Annotated in this window: 18 protein-coding genes; 4 read left to right on the top strand and 14 right to left on the bottom strand. The window is 38.6% G+C overall.

What is annotated here, in order from left to right:
* The first annotated feature begins 2 nt into the window (after positions 1 to 2).
* Entirely contained in the window at positions 3 to 452 is a 450-nt protein-coding gene (locus DRF67_RS11190) for a GAF domain-containing protein (protein ID WP_115928397.1), read from the top strand.
* A 108-nt stretch (positions 453 to 560) separates the two neighbouring features.
* On the opposite strand, the gene DRF67_RS11185 is transcribed toward DRF67_RS11190, so the two are convergent.
* From DRF67_RS11185 to DRF67_RS11170, 9 genes are all read right to left on the bottom strand, one after another.
* Positions 561 to 1,028 carry a cupin domain-containing protein gene (locus tag DRF67_RS11185; protein ID WP_115928396.1) on the bottom strand — a complete coding sequence of 156 codons (468 nt, stop codon included), beginning with the start codon at positions 1,026 to 1,028 and terminating at the stop codon, positions 561 to 563.
* A 194-nt stretch (positions 1,029 to 1,222) separates the two neighbouring features.
* Positions 1,223 to 1,960 carry an ABC transporter substrate-binding protein gene (locus DRF67_RS11180; RefSeq protein ID WP_115928395.1) on the bottom strand — a complete coding sequence of 246 codons (738 nt, stop codon included), beginning with the start codon at positions 1,958 to 1,960 and terminating at the stop codon, positions 1,223 to 1,225.
* Positions 1,961 to 1,987: 27 nt separating this feature from the next.
* Complete coding sequence (gene mgtE, locus DRF67_RS11175; RefSeq protein WP_115928394.1) at positions 1,988 to 3,310, bottom strand: magnesium transporter; 1,323 nt, start codon at positions 3,308 to 3,310, stop codon at positions 1,988 to 1,990.
* Positions 3,311 to 3,697: 387 nt separating this feature from the next.
* Positions 3,698 to 3,841 carry a bacteriocin-like protein gene (locus DRF67_RS21565; protein WP_165851789.1) on the bottom strand — a complete coding sequence of 48 codons (144 nt, stop codon included), beginning with the start codon at positions 3,839 to 3,841 and terminating at the stop codon, positions 3,698 to 3,700.
* 473 nt (positions 3,842 to 4,314) lie between these two features.
* Positions 4,315 to 4,458: a bacteriocin-like protein gene (locus tag DRF67_RS21560; protein WP_165851788.1), complete on the bottom strand. Its 144-nt coding sequence runs from the start codon at positions 4,456 to 4,458 to the stop codon at positions 4,315 to 4,317.
* A 183-nt stretch (positions 4,459 to 4,641) separates the two neighbouring features.
* Complete coding sequence (locus tag DRF67_RS21555; protein WP_165851787.1) at positions 4,642 to 4,782, bottom strand: bacteriocin-like protein; 141 nt, start codon at positions 4,780 to 4,782, stop codon at positions 4,642 to 4,644.
* A 132-nt stretch (positions 4,783 to 4,914) separates the two neighbouring features.
* Entirely contained in the window at positions 4,915 to 5,058 is a 144-nt protein-coding gene (locus DRF67_RS21550) for a bacteriocin-like protein (RefSeq protein ID WP_165851786.1), read from the bottom strand.
* A 145-nt stretch (positions 5,059 to 5,203) separates the two neighbouring features.
* Positions 5,204 to 5,359 carry a hypothetical protein gene (locus tag DRF67_RS21545; protein WP_165851785.1) on the bottom strand — a complete coding sequence of 52 codons (156 nt, stop codon included), beginning with the start codon at positions 5,357 to 5,359 and terminating at the stop codon, positions 5,204 to 5,206.
* Between the two features lie 239 nt (positions 5,360 to 5,598).
* A complete protein-coding gene (locus DRF67_RS11170; protein WP_115928393.1) occupies positions 5,599 to 6,147 on the bottom strand; it encodes a pyruvate decarboxylase in 549 nt (182 codons plus the stop codon).
* 172 nt (positions 6,148 to 6,319) lie between these two features.
* Here DRF67_RS11170 and rpsO point away from each other — a divergent pair, with 172 nt between their 5' ends.
* Positions 6,320 to 6,589 (top strand): 30S ribosomal protein S15, encoded by a 270-nt coding sequence (gene rpsO, locus DRF67_RS11165; RefSeq protein ID WP_027375047.1) that lies wholly within the window; start codon positions 6,320 to 6,322, stop codon positions 6,587 to 6,589.
* Positions 6,590 to 7,312: 723 nt separating this feature from the next.
* Here the strand turns inward: rpsO and DRF67_RS11160 are convergent.
* Both DRF67_RS11160 and DRF67_RS11155 read right to left on the bottom strand, forming a co-directional pair.
* Positions 7,313 to 7,672: a DUF4260 domain-containing protein gene (locus tag DRF67_RS11160; protein ID WP_115928539.1), complete on the bottom strand. Its 360-nt coding sequence runs from the start codon at positions 7,670 to 7,672 to the stop codon at positions 7,313 to 7,315.
* 121 nt (positions 7,673 to 7,793) lie between these two features.
* Complete coding sequence (locus tag DRF67_RS11155) at positions 7,794 to 9,212, bottom strand: sugar MFS transporter (RefSeq protein WP_228435786.1); 1,419 nt, start codon at positions 9,210 to 9,212, stop codon at positions 7,794 to 7,796.
* Between the two features lie 434 nt (positions 9,213 to 9,646).
* Here DRF67_RS11155 and DRF67_RS11150 point away from each other — a divergent pair, with 434 nt between their 5' ends.
* Positions 9,647 to 11,914 (top strand): polyribonucleotide nucleotidyltransferase, encoded by a 2,268-nt coding sequence (locus tag DRF67_RS11150; protein WP_115928391.1) that lies wholly within the window; start codon positions 9,647 to 9,649, stop codon positions 11,912 to 11,914.
* Between the two features lie 103 nt (positions 11,915 to 12,017).
* Here DRF67_RS11150 and DRF67_RS11145 read toward each other — a convergent pair whose 3' ends face one another.
* The 3 genes from DRF67_RS11145 to DRF67_RS11135 all read right to left on the bottom strand — a co-directional run bounded on the left by DRF67_RS11145 (position 12,018) and on the right by DRF67_RS11135 (position 15,927).
* Positions 12,018 to 14,435 carry a TonB-dependent receptor gene (locus DRF67_RS11145; RefSeq protein WP_115928390.1) on the bottom strand — a complete coding sequence of 806 codons (2,418 nt, stop codon included), beginning with the start codon at positions 14,433 to 14,435 and terminating at the stop codon, positions 12,018 to 12,020.
* 2 nt (positions 14,436 to 14,437) lie between these two features.
* Positions 14,438 to 14,878, bottom strand: coding sequence for a MarR family winged helix-turn-helix transcriptional regulator (locus DRF67_RS11140; RefSeq protein WP_115928389.1), 441 nt, complete (start codon positions 14,876 to 14,878; stop codon positions 14,438 to 14,440).
* Between the two features lie 101 nt (positions 14,879 to 14,979).
* Positions 14,980 to 15,927, bottom strand: coding sequence for a M1 family aminopeptidase (locus DRF67_RS11135; protein ID WP_115928388.1), 948 nt, complete (start codon positions 15,925 to 15,927; stop codon positions 14,980 to 14,982).
* Between the two features lie 141 nt (positions 15,928 to 16,068).
* Between DRF67_RS11135 and DRF67_RS11130 the strand changes: the two genes are divergently transcribed.
* Entirely contained in the window at positions 16,069 to 16,410 is a 342-nt protein-coding gene (locus tag DRF67_RS11130; RefSeq protein WP_115928387.1) for a TfoX/Sxy family protein, read from the top strand.
* Positions 16,411 to 16,595: the final 185 nt, after the last annotated feature.

Raw genomic sequence — 16,595 nt, 5'->3', positions numbered from 1 at the left:
AAATGTCAGAATTAAAGAAAAGACTTTCCTCAATTCTTGAAAGTCCTAAGCATAATACAGAAGAAAAACTTGAGAAAGTTTGTCACCTGCTGGATCAGGAAATTTCGTATTTCAACTGGACAGGATTTTACTTCAAAAACGGAGATAAGGATGAGCTGATCCTGGGACCTTATGTTGGGGCTCCTACCGATCATACGATTATTCCTTACGGAAAAGGAATCTGTGGCCAGGTGGCTGTTTCCAATGAAACATTTGTAGTTCCGGATGTGAAGGAAGAAAGCAATTATCTGAGCTGTTCCATTGATACCAAAGCGGAAATAGTAGTTCCGATTTTTAAAGAGGGTAAAAATATCGGTCAGATTGATATTGACTCCCATACCGTAGATCCTTTCACAGACGAAGACCGTCAGTTGCTGGAGTGGCTGTGCAGTGAGGTTTCAAAGATTCTGTAACGAATATCTGAAGATATTTAAAATATAGACTCCGGCTAAAGCCGGAGTTTTTTTATGGTATTGAAAATCTAAAGCAGGACACGTCAATAAGCATCACTATTAAATTTACTAAGGGGTATTGGTGGTAATCACAAACATGATTAATGGCTCATTTCCGGTGTTTTCAACGGAATGGTAGCCTATGGAGCTGATTGCGGTAATATCTCCCTTTTGAAGCGTTTTTTTACGCTCCGGTCCTTCTGTTCCGGTTCTTTCCCGATATTCTCCGGTCCCGTGTACGACAACATACAGCTCTTCCTCATTTCTTTCATTGTGGGTATGGAATCCCGATTCGTCACCCTTGTTCAATAAAACCATATAAGCAGCCAGTCGGTTATTGGCTAATTCTTTCTGACCAAACATCTGTATCATATATACGGTGCCGTTTCCTCCATACATGTTGTTCCGCTTGTCAATACGTGTAAAGGTTCGTTCTTCTTTTTCAAAGGCCATAACATAAAGGTGGATGTACTTTGAAACTTCCTGGATAACGTGATCAAATTCAGCTCCTTCAGATAAAATAATAGTGTCAGACATGTCTTTTGAATATAAATGATGAACAATGTACCAAAATTATACGATAAGACAAGATTCAATTTTTCCGAATTTTTTTTCCACAGCTGGTAAAAGACAATATTCATATCATCATCAAAGAATTTAGCAGGCAATGAGTAATCACTTTAAAATAACAAAAGTGTTAAAATTTTATGTGCCTTTACGGTTTAGAAAAATCAAAACTGCATCGCATGGATTTCAGAGATGAGTTCCCTGAAGTAATGCTCACATTTTGCAATATGCGTCCCATACCAGGAGAATGCCTCCCCATCCACAATTATTATTTTTTTATCAGGATAAATGGCCCGGAGTTCCTCAATATGTTTTGGTTTGAATGGGAACGGCTCGGAAGACAGTATGATTACCTCTGCCTCCGCAAGATCTTCTGTTGTGATGATGGGATACCGGGTTTTCTTTTGGAAAATATTTTCAAAGCCGATTTCGGTGAGGATCCTGTGTATAAAAGTGTCTGAACCAATGGTCATATACGGATTCTTCCAGATAAGATATGCTGCTTTTACCTTCGTTTCAAGCTTGGCCTGATGAAGAATGTCGTAAATTTTAAGATTGAATAGTTGAGCCCTGTCTTCCTGGCCCAGTAATTTTCCGAGATTTTTCAGCAGGTAATAATTGTCTTCAATAGTTTCAACATTCGTGACCATGACTTTAAAGTCAGCCATTAATGCTTCCACTTGTTCTTTGATGTTTTCCTCCTTATTAGCAAGGATAAGATCGGGTTTTAATGCCCTGATTGTATCAATATGAATGTTTTTGGTACCGCCGATGATCTTTACGTTTTTTACTTTATCCTGAGGGTGAATGCAGAATTTTGTGCGGCCGATTACTTCATTTTCGGTGAGTCCAAGGTCAAATAGAGCCTCTGTAATAGAGGGTACAAGAGATACAATTTTCATATTGGCATGTTAAGATGATGCCTAAAATTACAAAAGTTTTCCCGTTAAGAAAAGTCCGGCTACGGTAAAATAAATGATAAGCCCGGTGACATCCACTAAAGTTGCTACAAATGGAGCAGAAGATGTTGCAGGGTCAAGCTTTAACTTCTTTAAAACGAAAGGAATCATGGAACCCGATAAAGTTCCCCATAATACAATGGCGATAAGGGAGATGGAGACGCTTAGTCCAACATACACCCAGTATTGTCCGTAATCGAAAAGTCCGATTTGCTGCCACAGCATAATCCTGATAAATCCGATGAGACCGAGAATAACCCCGAGGCATATTCCTGAAATAATTTCTTTCCTCATGACATACCACCAGTCTTTCAGTCCGATTTCCTGTAGAGCCATTGCACGGATAATCAGCGTTGCTGCCTGGGACCCGGAATTTCCGCCACTGGAAATAATCAATGGAACAAATAGTGCGAGAACAACAGCTTTTTCAATTTCCTTATCAAAATATCCCATGGCTGAGGCGGTCAGCATTTCGGAAATAAACAAAATGATCAGCCAGGTAGCCCTTTTCTTAATCATTTCTGTCCATGATGTCTGGGTATAGGGAAGATCCAAGGCTTCCAATCCCCCAAATTTCTGAATGTCTTCCGTATTTTGCTGTTCTATTTGATCCAGGATGTCATCAATCGTTACAATGCCTACCAAAACACCAGCCTCTGTAATGATGGGAAGTGCGCCACGGTCATATTTTTCAAAGTAGGTTACCGCATCCTCTTTAGAGGTTGTAGTGGTAATGGCTACAAAATGATTGTCTGTAATATCGGAAACCAGGGTGTCTTCTTCCTCCAGCAATAAAGTTCCGATCGCAAGGTCATCGATCAGGCGGTTTCTTTCATCCACTACATAGAGGTAGTTCATGGTTTCTACTCGTCGTCCTACCTTTTTTATTTGCTGCAGACACCGCTTTACCGTCCATTCCTTACGGATCTGGATATAATAAGGCGTCATCAGACGGGCAATAGACTCAGAATTATACCCTAAGAGTTTTAAGGCAATCCTTCTTTCCTGTGGATTAAGATGATTGATCGAGTATTTGATAAGCTCATCCGGAAAATCCTCGAAAAGGGCTGTTCTGTCATCCGGAGTCATGGCATTCAGAATTTCAGAAACTTCATCGCTTCCGATACTTCTGATGGTATCTTCCTGGAAATCAGGATCGAGATGAGAAAAAACCTCTGCTTTGTACTCTTTTGGAACTTTCAAAAACGCGAGCAGTCGCTCATCAGCAGGAAGTTCGCTGAGAGTTTCGGCAATATCGGCGGGATTGAAAATAAGTTCGTCTCTGGAGTTCAAATTGTGTGATTTTTTGATATGCAAAAATAATTCAAATTTTTAAGACTGACCAATGCCGGAGAAGATTTAAGGATAATTTAAAATGCAGTGATGCTTTATGGTGCAGATAATAAGAACGTTAGCGTGTGAAACAAAAAAACATCCGCGTCAACGGATGTCTGGAAACTAAAAGTTCATCTTTTATTCAAGAATTGGCCCACAGATAGGGTAGGGAGAGCGAATACAGGATCCTCCGCTGCAGCATTCTCCAAGATTACATTGGTTTTCATCTAAACATTTTCTTGGTCCGCCGCCATGAATACTTTTTTGCGCTTGTCTGTCAAGCTTTTTAAAATTTGAATTTTTCATACTGATTCAGGTATTATTGGTTAAACACACTTGAAGTCCTTAGTCTTCAATGCATGCGGAGGGTGTACATGCTCCTCTGCAGCACCACGAAAATCTACATTGGGAATGGCTGGTACATCGTTGTAAGGACCCTCCCTGAATTGTTTTCTGCTGATTTCGGTTAAGCTTCTTTAGATTTTTCATAATACTTTGTTTTTAAGGTGTTGGAATTTGTTGAGTGATTCGGGACAAAGGTTGTAGAATCTTTCTGTATAAAAAACCGGGAATGATGATTTTTTATAAAAAATTCTGATACTATTTATAAAAAGTAGGTGATACAAGCATTGTGAATCTATACCATTAGTGGTGTAGACTGCTGGAACATGATCTTGAAGCAGGTGATAAAAAAACATCCGCCGAAGCGGATGTCTAAAAAATTAAATTTTAAAATGTATGCAGGTCTATTCTAAAAAAATAGGCTCACATTCTATAATGGGAGAGGGTAAGCAAAAACCTCCAGTGCAGCATTCTCCCGGATCACATTTAGGTTGTGTGCTCCTGCATTTTCTAGCCTGCAGGCTTCCCTTAATTTCCTTTTGCACATTTCTGCTCAATTTCTTAAAATTTGAAGTTTTCATGGCTATTGATTTTAATAATTAAGTTGAATAATTTTTTACTTAATCTTCAAAACATGCATATTCCATACAAACTCCTTTACAGCACATTCCGTAAATACACTGTGAATGTTCTGTACATTTTTTAAGCCCTCCGCCTTTAATTTGTTTGGTTGCTTCTCTCGTGAGTTTCTTTAAATTTTTCATAGGATTTAGATTTTAATGTGTGACTAAAATAGTAAAAAAAATCACATTATTCAATTATGAGTGAAAATATTTTACTGATTGTCAGTGTTTTGTTTTAATAATTACATTTTTGATGCATCGTTTCGGATGAGTTCATCAGCTTTAATATCCCGTTTTTATGGAATTATTGCGCTGAGTATGATCTTATTCAAGACAAATAAAAGGCGAACAGATCCCATTACAACACCAGCCCACCGGGCAGGGATTGGTTTCGCTGCATCGGTCAGATGATCCGCCGTTGATTTGCTTAGCTTTTTCTCTACTGAGTTTCTTTACATTTTTCATAGGATTTAGGTTTTAGTGTTAATAAAATAATAAATAGTTCAATGACTTACTTGTTAATCAATGGGTTGTACTATTTATTTTAATAAAAAAGCATCTGTATAATAACAGATGCTGAAAAACATATTGTTCTTCTTAGTCGATTCGGCAGATCTGCGGGCTGCATACACCATCACAACACCATCCTACCGTGCATGGTCTTGTATTGCTGCATCTTGCTATGGCTCCGCCATTGATGTGTTTTGCTGCTTCTCTTGAGATTTTCTTTAAATTTTTCATAGGATTTAGATTTTAATGTTCCACTAAAATAATAAAATATTTTATATTATTCCTATATTGGTGAAAATATTTAATTGGTAATCAAGTGATTGTGCTGTGTTTTTTTATCGGACTATCAAAAATGTGAAGCAGTACATAAGAATAATTATACTTCCGGACAGGCGTAATACACACATACTTTTCCACAACATGATCCCCCGGGACACTCAAAAGAATAATTACATTTTTGAAGTCCTCTGTTTCCTGCAGAGATTTTTTTCTGGCTGTTTCTGCTCAGCTTCCTTACGTTTGAATTTTTCATAATGATCTGGATTTAAATGTCAAACTAAGGTACTGAAAGAGGGGATATCCCATCCGTAATTAGGGATGTATAGCGCGGAAGTGTCTATGAAAATTTATAATGAATAGTCAGGAGAAAATTATATACTGAGAAAATAGATATAACTTACATTGTAGTACCGTGATGCTGTAAAGAACCTGATCCTTGACATTGGGGACTTGGTGATATTTTAAAATGCGGGTCTTATCTTCAGTTCACATCTAAAGCTCTGCCTCCATAGGTTTCAATTTCCGGAGCTTCTTGATGATTCCTTTGATGGCGCCTTCGGTTCCTAATTTTACAGAGTTCACCGTAGAGCCTAATAGACGCATATTTTTCCGGTAGGTATCATGATCTGTTTCCGTCACCAGATTGCCGTCGGCACCAAAAAGCTTCATGCTTACCACCACCTGGTTGGAAAATACATACTTGCCTAATCCTACTTTGAAATATCTTACCTTAGAGACAATGGCAAAATCAGCATCGTTATTTACACAGTAATCCATAATGGTCTGCTTATCTATGCTATCAAAGGGAACCTGAACCTCTGCTCGCAGCATTTTGTTTCTTCTGCCGCCGAAATTGTCGGAAACAGCATCAAAAAAAGCATGATTGGTAGGTTCTTTTATTTCGTCAATATCAGGCTCTACCTCTGGATTGAAGTACAAAACTTTTTTTATTTTATCATCAGCATTTTTCTGAGCTTTTACCGAAGTAATGCCGATCATTAAAAAAGTAGTCACTGCTGTAAAGAATATAATTTTTCTCATTTGTAATCGAATGCAAAATTACTGCCTTTTCGTTGGATTGCCTCAAATTAATTAAGAAATTTTTAACATTTTTTTCTATCAAATTTGATTTATGAAATCAATAATGTTTGCAGAATCAAAAAATAGTCGTAATTTTGCACCCGTTACATAATAATCATTAAACAATATTGGAATGTACTTAACAACAGACAAAAAGCAGGAAATTTTCGCAAAACACGGAAAATCTGCACAAGACACAGGGAGTGCTGAAGGACAAATCGCTCTTTTCACTTTCAGAATCAACCACCTTTCTGCTCACTTAAAGAGTAACCACAAAGATTTCGCAACTGAAAAATCTTTGGTGAAATTGGTAGGTAAAAGAAAAAGATTACTAGATTACCTTAAGAATAAAGATATCGCAAGATATAGAGCAATTATTGCTGAACTAGGTTTAAGAAAATAATCTATAAAGATTTTCAAATAAAAAGCAACTTCGAAAGAGGTTGCTTTTTTTGCCATCTTGTTGAACGGACTTTACAATCACGACAAGTTATAGGATCAGGTACAAAAGTTGTGGGGCGCAGGCAAAAGCTTGAGTTAATGTGAATAGAAAAAATACTATTGGGATTGTATACCAATCACTGTTTGACTCCGTAGAAATAACATTCATCTACTGAAGGGAGATCATCTTCGATTTTAGCGCATAAGTAAAAAAAATTAACCGCAGATTGCACAGATTTCCACAGATGTTTAAGTATATTTTTCAGATTTTTTTTCTAAACGGCTCAACCAAATAAGAACTATGGAAAATAGGTGTAAGTATTCTTTAATCGACCTAGGAATCAGGAGCGTTAAAAAAAATTGATCTTGAATCCGTTAAAAAATTTCCAGTGTCTGAGCAGGGCCACCCTATTGAGTCGAAGAACCAATGTAGAATCCATGCGAGTTTGGAAATTTTAGGAGGCAAGGTCAATTTTTAGCGGATGATTCCAGTCTTGAATTTTTGTATACTTTTGTTTGACTCCGTCGAATCTTCGATTTCAAGGCAAAAGTATAAATAGAAAAATACTTAGTTTCTCCCCACAACTTTTGTACTAGATCCAGGTTATATTAATCTCCCAAATGAAGATGCGATGCGCTTCCTTCCACAAAGAGGTGTTGGAAATTCAAGGATTTTTCCAAGGTGTTAATCTCTCTTCTTTCCAATTTTCCCCAGATGCGTATTCTGAAAACTATCCGGATATTTCAATCCATACCCTAAAATTCTGTCAAAAGCAGAATGTGAAAACAGAATGGCTCCAATCATCTGAAGATAAGGTAAAGACAGTATAATCCCGGCAAGATAAACCACAACAGCCACTCCAAAATGATGGAACAGATTATAACAAAAAGCACCCACCTTGTTATTGAGGGTATAGCCCAGCATCGAAATATCAGGAGCCAGGAAAAGCGCAGCAAACCACCACCAGGAATATTCTGTGCGTGCAAAAGCAAGGATTCCCAGAATCAAAAATGCAATATATTCAAACTTTAACTGTAGTTTCATAGATGATGCTTCTGTTAGATAGGTGCCACTTTCCGGAAGAAAGTTACAGAATTCAATCCACAAAAAGAAAAACGGAATATCCAGGACATTCCGTTTTTAGTATATTTTCAGTACACAAGTATTAGTGGCCTGATTTGGCTTCAGTGCTTTCCACATGTCCCAGATACTTAGTGCAGTACGCTCCGAATATCAGAATGATCACATAGCAGAATACAGGAATAATAAATGAGTGCTGTACTCCAAACTGGTCAGCGAGGTACCCCTGGAAAATAGGAACAATAGCCCCTCCCAAAATGGCCATTACCACCAATGAAGATCCCTGGCTGGTATATTTACCCAAGCCTGAAATGGCTAACGTATAAATATTGGAGAACATAATAGAATTAAAAATTCCGATTCCTAAAATACTGTACATGGCCAGCTCTCCATGATTGACCATCGCGGAGATCAGTAATACAACGTTGATTGCTGCAAAAATGGATAAGGTTCTTGCCGGAGCTGCTCTACCCACAAAAAAGGCAACAAAGTTAAGAGCGATGAAGACCAGGAAAAAACTGATCTGGGAAAAGCTGAGATTAACAATGCTGAAGATAACCAGGAATACTGCTCCCGCTGCTCCAAGCATATACAGTGCTTTTTTACCCTGGCTTAACGACTGGTTCAGAGATATCGCACCGAGAAAACGCCCGATCATGGCTCCGCCCCAATAGAGGGCAAGGTAGTTTTTACTGATGATTTCATTGAAGCCCATAATCTGAGGCTGCTCCAGAAAACTGATAATAAAGCTTCCTACCGCCACTTCTCCGCCCACATAGCAGAACATGGCAAAAACACCAAATTTTAAGTGACTGAACTCAAGGGCACCCAGCCCTTTTTCAATTTCTTCCTCCTGGGTCTGGAAAGAAGGGAGTTTCACTCTTGAAATAAGTAAAGCTACCAGTAAAAGAATCCCTGCAAAGATCAGATATGGGATTCTGGTTGCTACGGCACTGAACGAGCCGTCCGCTGCAGAGAAAAATTCAAATATAAGGTGTCCGCCCAATACAGGTGCAATCGTAGTTCCGAAGGCATTGAATGCCTGGGTCATATTCAAACGGCTGGAAGCCGATTCTTCACTCCCCAGCAGAGAAACATACGCATTGGCCGTAATCTGTAATACAGTAAAACCCAGTCCCAGGATGAATAAGGCACCTAAAAACAGCGGATAGTAAGAAAAAGTAGCCGCCGGGTAAAACAGAATACAGCCAAAAGCTGCCAGAAAGATCCCGAACAGAATCCCTTTTTTATATCCTGCTTTATTGATAGGATCTCCGCTGGTAATGGAAATCAGAAAATAGATCAGCGATCCGATAAAGTAGGCCCCGAAGAAACAGAACTGTACCAGCATGGATTCGAAAAAGGTAAGATTGAAAAGTTGTTTCAGATAGGGGATCAGGATGTCATTCATACAGGTAATGAATCCCCACATAAAAAACAGCAGGGTGATGGTAATCAATGGAACCGTATAATTCCTGCTTTGTGGTTGTACTTCTTTATTCATAAACATTTATTTATCTGTGTAAGGATGATGAGGTCCTTATCTTTTTTGCTGCTGCATGGCATTTTGTGAAGTAGGGCAAATATAGGAATCAACCCATGTTTCTGCAAGATTTTTATCGTGAAATATAGTCTTTGTTTAATTCAGAATTTTATTTCCATTTTTTGAGACAATAATACAAAAACAACAGGATGTTTCAATGCAATATCTGCAAAAAAACAGTTTTTTCATTTCACAAATAAATGAATGCGTTGAGATTGCCATCGCAAATTTTTAAATCTTTCATCTATTGATAGCCAAAATTTTGTATTTTGACAGGTTATTAATGCAATTGAAAAATTTAATATATCATTATTATATAGTACCTTTGCAAACGAAAATTTAAAGAGTTTAAATATTAATTCATACTCAATACGGAGTATTAAGAAGACAAATTTATGAGTATACCTCAAGCGTTTACAGAGTTGATTACTCTTGCTGATGGCAGAGAAATCACTATTGAAACAGGGAAATTAGCTAAGCAGGCTGATGGATCTGTGGTAGTAAAAATGGGTGGAACAATGCTTTTAGCAACTGTTGTAGCCAATAAAGAAGCAAATCCTGGTGTAGATTTTTTACCATTAACGGTAGATTACAGAGAAAAATTCTACGCAGGTGGAAGAATTCCTGGTAACTTCTTCCGTAGAGAAGCAAGACCTTCAGATCAGGAAATTTTAACCATGCGTTTGGTAGACAGAGTGCTACGTCCGCTTTTCCCTGAAGATTTCCATGCTGAAGTTCAGGTCATGATTTCTTTAATTTCTTATGATGGAAAAACAATTCCTGATGATTTAGCTGGTTTAGCTGCTTCTGCTGCTATTGCTATCACTGATATTCCTTTCAACGGACCTATGTCTGAAGTAAGAGTAGTAAGATTCGACGGAAAACTTTCTATCAATCCAAGTTATGACGAACTGAAGAGTTCTGAGCTGGATATTATGGTGGGAGCTACTAAAGATTCCATCGTAATGGTAGAAGGGGAGATGAAGGAAATCTCTGAGCAGGAAATGTTGGAAGCTATTAATTTTGGTCATGCTGAAATTAAAAAACAAATTGAAGCTCAGGAAAGATTAGCAGAAAAAGTTGGAAAAGCTTACCCAAAAAGAGAATATTCTCACGAAGATCACGATGAAGAAATTCGTGAAAAAGTTTGGAAAGAAACTTATGATAAAGTATATGAAGTAGCAAGAACTCCATCTGGTAAAGAAGAAAGAGGAGAAAAATTCAAAGCAGTTCGTGAAGAATTCCTTGCTCAATATGCAGATAATGCAGAAGAACTGGAAAGGGTAACCCCTTTCGTAAAAGTATATTACCATGACGTAGAGAAAGAAGCCATGCGTCAGATGATCCTTGAAGACAATATCCGTCTTGATGGTCGTGATCCTCAGACGATCCGTCCGATCTGGTCAGAAATTGACTACCTTCCGGGAGCTCACGGTTCTGCAGTGTTTACAAGAGGTGAAACCCAATCTTTGACAGCTGTAACTTTAGGTTCTGTAAAAGATGCCAACATGGTAGACAGCGTAATCACGCAACACGACGAAAAATTCTTTTTACATTATAACTTCCCTCCGTTCTCTACAGGTGAAGCAAGACCTCTAAGAGGAACTTCAAGAAGAGAAGTTGGACACGGTAACCTTGCTCAGAGAGCATTACAGGCAGTTATTCCTGAAGAAAATCCATATACCATCAGAATTGTGTCTGATATTTTAGAATCAAACGGTTCGTCTTCAATGGCAACGGTTTGTGCTGGAACATTGGCATTAATGGATGCAGGTGTAAAGATCACTAAGCCAGTTTCCGGTATTGCAATGGGATTGATCACTGATGCAAAATCAGGGAAATTTACCGTACTTTCTGATATCTTGGGAGATGAAGATCACCTGGGAGATATGGACTTCAAAGTAACAGGGACTGCAGACGGTATCACTGCTTGTCAGATGGATATCAAAATTCAGGGACTTTCTATGGACATCATGGAAAAGGCTTTGATGCAGGCTAAAGACGGTAGATTACATATCTTAAATAAAATCACGGAAACGATTGCTGAGCCGAGAGCAGATGTGAAGCCTCACGCTCCGAAAATGGTGGTAATGGAGATCTCCAAAGACTTCATTGGTGCTGTAATCGGGCCTGGTGGAAAAATTATTCAGCAGATGCAGAAAGATACAGATACAGTTATTGCTATCGAAGAAATCGGAGAAATCGGACGTATCGAGATTGCAGGAACAGATAGAGAGAAAATCAATGCTGCTGTTGCTAAAATCAACGAGATTACTTTCGTACCGGTTATAGGTGAAGTATACAACGGAAAAGTAGTGAAAGTAATGGATTTCGGAGCTTTTGTAGCGATTGCCAAAGGTACTGAAGGACTTCTTCACATTTCTGAAATCGAGTGGGCTCGTTTGGATAAAGTTCCATATGCAGAAGGAGATGAAGTGGAAGTGAAGTTCATGGGTTACGATGACCGCAAGAAAATGAAACTTTCCCGTAAAGTTCTTTTGCCAAGACCTCCTAGACCTGAAGGTAAACCAAGACCAGAAGGACAGGGAAGACCGGAAGGACAGAGAAGACCTGAAGGACAAGGAAGACCTGAAAGACCGGAAGGACAAAAGCCACAAGGTGAAAAACCTGCGGAAAATCCAACGCCTTCCAACGAAGCTTAATAAGATATTTCTTAAATATAAAAATCCCTCAGTTTTCTGAGGGATTTTGCTTTACACGCAGATCACAACCAGCGTAATTCTCAATGTGCATGTTCTTTATAAATTAAGCTCCGATTCTCTGCTTCAGATCATCCGCACCACCGGTTTTTCGGGGTTGCCCGTTTTTAGAAGAACCAAAATTATACGTATAGGAAAGTGTCACGACACGGGAGTCCCTTTTTACTGCAAAATTTTCGATATAGTCATTGTAAACAGTCTGACCTTTGATGTTGCTGGTAAAGAATACATCGTTAAAGGAAAGTTTCAGCGTGCTGTTGTTTTTGAATTTTTTCTGTGCCCCGATGTTCAGATACCAGTTAGAACTTACATTGAGGTAGGCATACACCTCTTTTGCTTTATAGTTCCCGGTCAGTTCAGCTGTAAAGCCATTTCCCAGTTTAAAAGAATTAATGCTGTTGATATTGTAGGTGAAATTTCCTTTATTATTGATTTGGGTATCGGAGATATTTCCTGTATAAGATCCGTAATAAAAATTCGCACTGTTGTTCATATCCCACCATGGCGTTACTTTTACAGGGGCAATCAGGTAGAGCCCAACGTAAGAAACCGAACTCAGGTTTTCAATCGTTTGTACAGTTACATTCTGCCCGTTATCCACTACAGGCTTTAGGATATCTGTAATGTTGTCGGACGTTTTACTATAGCTTAATGTTGCAAAATAGGTATTGTTCAGGCTGTATGTGAGTTCATAATTCATGGTAGTCTGAGGATTGAGATCCGGATTTCCTGCTTTTAAGGTGGTGGGATCAAGATAGAACTTAAAGGGATTGAGCTGGTTATAGCTCGGCCTTGTAATCCTTCTGCTCACATTCACTTCAAGGTTGCTCTTTTCCGTCAGGTCATAGGATAGAACGGCACTGGGAAACAGCTGAGTATAATTTCTTTTATTGACCTGCTGAGTCGTCACCTGGATGCCTTTTACATTGGTGTTTTCAAGCCTCAGGCCGGCGACTACTTTGAATTTTTCCCATTTTTTTGAGACATTTCCGTACAGGGCATTGATGTTTTCTTCATAGATAAAGTGATTCGTTTTGCTGAGGTCCGGCAAAGATATGCCCGTGCTCGCATTGAAGAACTTAAGGTCATTGTCGGTTTTTACGAAGCTTGTTTTCACACCACTTTCCAATTTCCATTCATCTTTAAAATTCTTGGTAAGGTCTGACTTTAAAGAAAAGATATTGAGCCTTCCGTTCATATCCCCTTTCTGGATATCCAGATCATCACTATTGCTGGCTATCTGATGGGTTCTTGTTTCAAAGTTCTGTAAAGAAGAATTGGAATAGTTGATGTAATCAAAATCGGTTGATATCTCCGACCCAAGAGAATCGATGGTGTATTTATGATTGACATTAACGGATACGTTGGTCCAGTGGTCATTCGTTGTGTTCTGGGTGTCGAATGTGCTTTCAGGAAGATAATTACTGCCCAGAGTCAGGTTGGAATTATCCCCGTTCACATTGAATTTGTTGGTGATCAATCCTACTGAAAAACCTAGGATATTTTTATCATTCAGGTAATAATCCATTCCAGCTTTGGCGATATGATTATTGAATCGGAACTTCAGGAAATTATCCTGGATATAGGCTTTTCTGAAATGGCCGGCATCATAGAAATTTCTGTCCAGGACGAGCCCGTTATATGCTTCCCTGTATGCAAAGCTGTAATTCCCGAATACGTTTATTTTTTTATTTCGGTGATTGATGCTGAAGCTGTTGTTATTTTTCACATACCTGCCTGTCCCCAGGGAGGTGGAAATACTGCCGTTGGTACCTTTTCTCTGCTCTTTTTTGAGTCTTATGTTGATGATAGAAGATCCTGCCGCATCATATTTTGACGAAGGATTCGTAATAAACTCTATCTTTTCAATAGTAGATGAAGGCATTCCTTTAAGATAATTGGCAAGATCACTGCCGGTCATTGGCGTATTTTTTCCGTCAATCTGAATCAGCAGATTTCCTTTTCCGCGCAGGCTGATATTGTCATTGTTGTCAATAGTGATTCCCGGGGCTTTTTCCAGAACCTCAAAAGCTGAATTTCCTGTGCTGGCAATACTGTTTTCAACATTCATGATCATCTTGCCATCCTGTCTTTCAATCAGTGGCTTTGTTTTCGTGATCGTTACTCCTTCTATCGATTTGATGTCCGGATCGATGGGAGATAGCGTTTTATTTTCCACCATTGAAATGTTGTCTGTATGGTATATTTCAGACCCGTTCCGGGTAATCTTCAGGTGATAGGTTCCTGCTTTAAGGTCATTAAAACTGAACTTTCCGCCTGCATCTGCAATTTCTGTTTTGATCAATTTCTGATCCGCATCAAGGAGGTGAATTTCCATTTGTTCCACCTGTCCGGATCTGATATTTCCGGAGAGGGAAAAAGACGGTGCCGTCTGTGCAGAAAGCATACTGCTGAAGAAGCTGAGCAGCCAGATCAACAGGATTAAAAATATTCTGGTCATCATGTTTATTTTTTAGGATTAAGACAGTTTTCCGAAATCTTCAGTAAAGCAGAATACATGACTTCCAGTTCTTCATTGCTGATTCCGTTTAATGCTGTTTTTCGGTTCTTTTCAACAATATTCTGAACTTCCCTGATGATTGTTTTTCCGGATTCAGTCACTTCCAGATTGGTTTTTCTACGGTCATCAGGATGAGTATGGCGTGTGACATATTCAGACTTTACCATTAAATCAATTATTCTCGTTATAGAGGCATTGTCTTTAAAAACAAGATCACCAATTTCATTCTGGGTAATTCCCGGGTTTTCCAGAATAGCCTTGATGATCAGCCACTGATCAATGGTAATGGTAAAACCATTGGCCTTCAGCTGCCGTTGTGCATAGTTCCTGTAAGATCTGATTGCCTTGTCTATATTGTAGAATATAATTGAGTTTAATTTTTCCATGTTTCAAATTTAAAATGATGTATCAATTATTGATATATCAATTAATTTGTTGAATACATTTTTATTTTGTTACAAAATCCTGAAAAATATTTTACCAAAAATTAAAAGCTGCCGATTGGTTCTTTGGGATTGGATGTATTCAACGGCTTTTCTGAACCGGAAGTAATCTCAATATCGTCTGTTGATTTAAACAATCTGTCAATCCGTTTTCGGGTTCCTGTGTCCGGAGATGCCTTGTAAAATTCATGGATCAGATCCAGGGAAGTTGGTTTCTTCGGATAAAAATTATTCATGAGAAAACTTTTCAACGCCGTGTTCAGATTCTTTTCACCCAGCAAACGGTTGAGTTCTACCATGGCCACAGCGCCCTTGGAGTACGAAATATGAGGGACCTCTCCGGTTGCTCTATAGATCGGAAGATTTTCATACAATCCTTTTTCATTCTCAAAGATCTGTTGGTGTACCTGTATTCTTTCCAACATTTTTTCCTGGCCATGCATTTTTTTGTAGAGCATCATTTCGGTATACATCGCCAATGTTTCCGTGAGCATTACCGAACCTTCTCGGTCATCGGGATTGATCTGGCTGTTTCCCCACCACAGATGAGACAGTTCGTGTCCTGCAAGCTCGTTGATAACATCCTGTTTCCGGTCTGCATTGATGTTGGCATGAAAAATCATATCCTCGGGCATAAAGATAGCGGATGGATAAGCGGTAGCAGCAAAACCTCTTGAAAATGAAGAAACTTCAGCAAAATTGACCGTTTTAAAAGGATATTTTCCAAAATTCTGCTGGCAGTAATCCAGGCTAAGCTTAGCATTCTCAAGGAGATGATCTGTATTTTCAGAATGATTCGGATGATAGAGAAGGTTGACCGTGATACCTTTATAAACGATACTTTTAACCGCATATCTGGCAGAAGAAACTGCAAATCTGAACGGAATCCGTTCTGCCTTATACAGAAAATAGCTCCTTGCTCCTGCAGTCCATTTTTTTAGCAGATCGCCGGTGCCAACAGCAGTCTGATCTTTTTCTGTGGAAACAGTCATAGACAAATTGATAAAATCCTTTCTAAATAATTAATTTAAATAAAATTTTATTTTTTGAAATTGTAATTTTCCAGAATTCTAAATAAAACAGTGTGGTAATCAATGTTTTTAATTAATTTTAAATTATAAAAAATTGAAATCATGGCTTACAGTACTGAACTTGCCGACCGTGTACGTGAAAGGCTTTCAATGGTAGAAAATATTGAGGTTGAAGAGAAGAAAATGTTCAGCGGGCTGTCTTTTCTTGTGAACGGGAAGATGTGCATCAACATCAGTCACGATAATCTGATGTGCCGCTATAATCCCGAACTGGAAGATGAGGTTTCGGAAAAGAAGGGCTTTCTGCCAATGATCATGAAAGGAAAGCAGTTAAATGGTTATTGCTATGTAGAGCCTGTTGGTTTCCAAAAGTCAGCGGATTTTGAATACTGGATCACAATCTGCCTTGATTATAACCCGATGGCGAAGGCTTCGAAGAAGTGATTTTTGTAAAGTTTGAGGGTAAGAGTGTTTGAGTGTAAGAGTAAGAGAGTGGGAGTGGCGGAGTTCAACAGTCCCACTATTCATAAGACACTATCCCGTAAAGTGTGTAAGTTAAAAAGTTAGGGCTTAGATTTTATAATCTGAGCCTTTTTTCAAAAATAAGCATAAATTGGTTGAGTACAATA

The organism is Chryseobacterium pennipullorum (assembly GCF_003384725.1).
GTDB classification, from domain to species: Bacteria; Bacteroidota; Bacteroidia; order Flavobacteriales; family Weeksellaceae; genus Chryseobacterium; species Chryseobacterium pennipullorum.
Note: the sequence above shows the minus strand (reverse complement) of the source record. Positions and strands in the feature narration are given on the sequence as shown.